The sequence below is a fragment of the Moorena sp. SIO3I6 genome (genome assembly GCF_010672095.1).
Genome location: NZ_JAAHHU010001188.1, coordinates 1 through 1581 on the forward strand (window position 1 = coordinate 1; position 1581 = coordinate 1581).

The 1581-nt window shown below is 43.1% G+C and carries 1 protein-coding gene and 1 pseudogene; one reads left to right on the forward strand and one right to left on the reverse strand.

Annotated elements, in window-relative coordinates; all coding sequences use genetic code 11:
- Positions 1 to 718 (forward strand): annotated as a pseudogene (locus F6K49_RS47540) (NB-ARC domain-containing protein); the annotation flags it as partial.
- Between the two features lie 232 nt (positions 719 to 950).
- On the opposite strand, the gene F6K49_RS47545 reads toward F6K49_RS47540, so the two are convergent.
- Positions 951 to 1581: calcium-binding protein (locus tag F6K49_RS47545; RefSeq protein ID WP_293109528.1), on the reverse strand; the 631-nt coding region annotated here is incomplete at its 5' end.

The window sequence follows — 1581 nt, forward strand, 5'->3', positions numbered from 1 at the left end:
TCTGATGTCTGATTTTCTAGAGTGTTTACGAGAGCATCGCTGTCTGGTAATACTCGATGATGCTGAACAGATTTTAAGCCGTGGCACTTTAGTTGGACAGTATAAAGCGGGATATGAGGATTATGGTAAACTTTTTAGACGAGTAGGACAAGAAAGACACCAAAGTTGTTTGCTCCTAATCAGTTGGGAACCACCGCTACAAATGGAGTTACTGGAGAAAAAAAACTATTCCACTCGTTCATTAACCCTAAACGGTTTACCAACAGAAGACGCTCGGCAACTATTAGTAGCTAATGGTTTGTCTGAACAAGAGCAAGACATAGAACTCATTAAACGTTATCGAGGCAATCCCTTAGGGTTAAAGCTGGCTGTAAAAACAATTAAAGACTTTTTTTTTGGTAGTGTATCGGAATTTTTAAGTTGGGATGACGTGATTGTTCCTGAGCCAATGAGAACAATTTTAATCGAGCAATTGAATCGGTTAGATGAGTCAGAGAAGAAGGTGATTGCTTATCTAGCTAGGAATCCTACCCCCATTTCTATTAAACAATTGCGCCATAGCATTACCTTAGACTATAATTCACAACTTATTTCCGTTTTACAGTCTTTGGAAAGGCGCTCACTAATAGAAAAAATTTCCCACAGTAATCGCACATTTTTTACCATAATTCCTGTAATTAGGACGGTTATTAATGAGCATGAAGGTTGTTTGCCTTAGGCGTTTGGTCTAGGGTAGGTTGAAGGTTTAAGGTTGAAAGTTGAAGGTTGACAGTCAACCTTCAACAAAAAACGACTCTAGCATTTTATAGCCTAATGAGGTACACAGGATTTGTTCCCTGCTCCCTGCTCCATGCTCCGTTCGAGTAGCGTGGCCCACGGCCTCAGTCCCTAAACTCAAAAATGTACCTCACCGAATTGATAAATACTAGATAAGTTAACTTTTAATTAACTTATACTATCTCAAAGTCTTGGACACCCACCGAGGTGCTGGTGTTGATTGTAGCAAACTGAGCTCCGCTTCCGAGACCAGCTGCACTGCCATTCTGGTTGTAGAATAGATCCCCGGTGTTGCTGTTGTAGACAATCCAAGCACTACTACTTGCGACCTGGCTATTACTGGATACAACCGCCCATTCACTGCTAGCTAAGCCGCCACTCGACGTACCAGTGAGCGTAGTGAAGATATTCTGTTCCAGACGAATTTTGTCTTGACCTCCGAGGTTAAGAATGCTATCGAGACCCAAATCGCTGAAATTGGAAACTCCACCAAAAGTAAAGCTAGTAATACCGTTGCCACTGATTAGGACATCATTACCAGCTCCACCAACCAGATTGTCATCGCCATCACCTCCAATCAGAGTGTCATTCCCGGCATCTCCAATTAGGTTATCATCACCAGCTCCGCCAACCAGGCTATCATTGCCAGCATTACCCCTGAGGTTGTCATCACCGGCTCCGCCAATCAGGGTGTCGTTGCCATTACCTCCAATACCAACTAAAGGTAAGACAGCATTGGTTCCGTCGAGAAGGTCATTACCATCACCGCCATTAAAGACTACCTGCTGTACATCAGTACCGGAC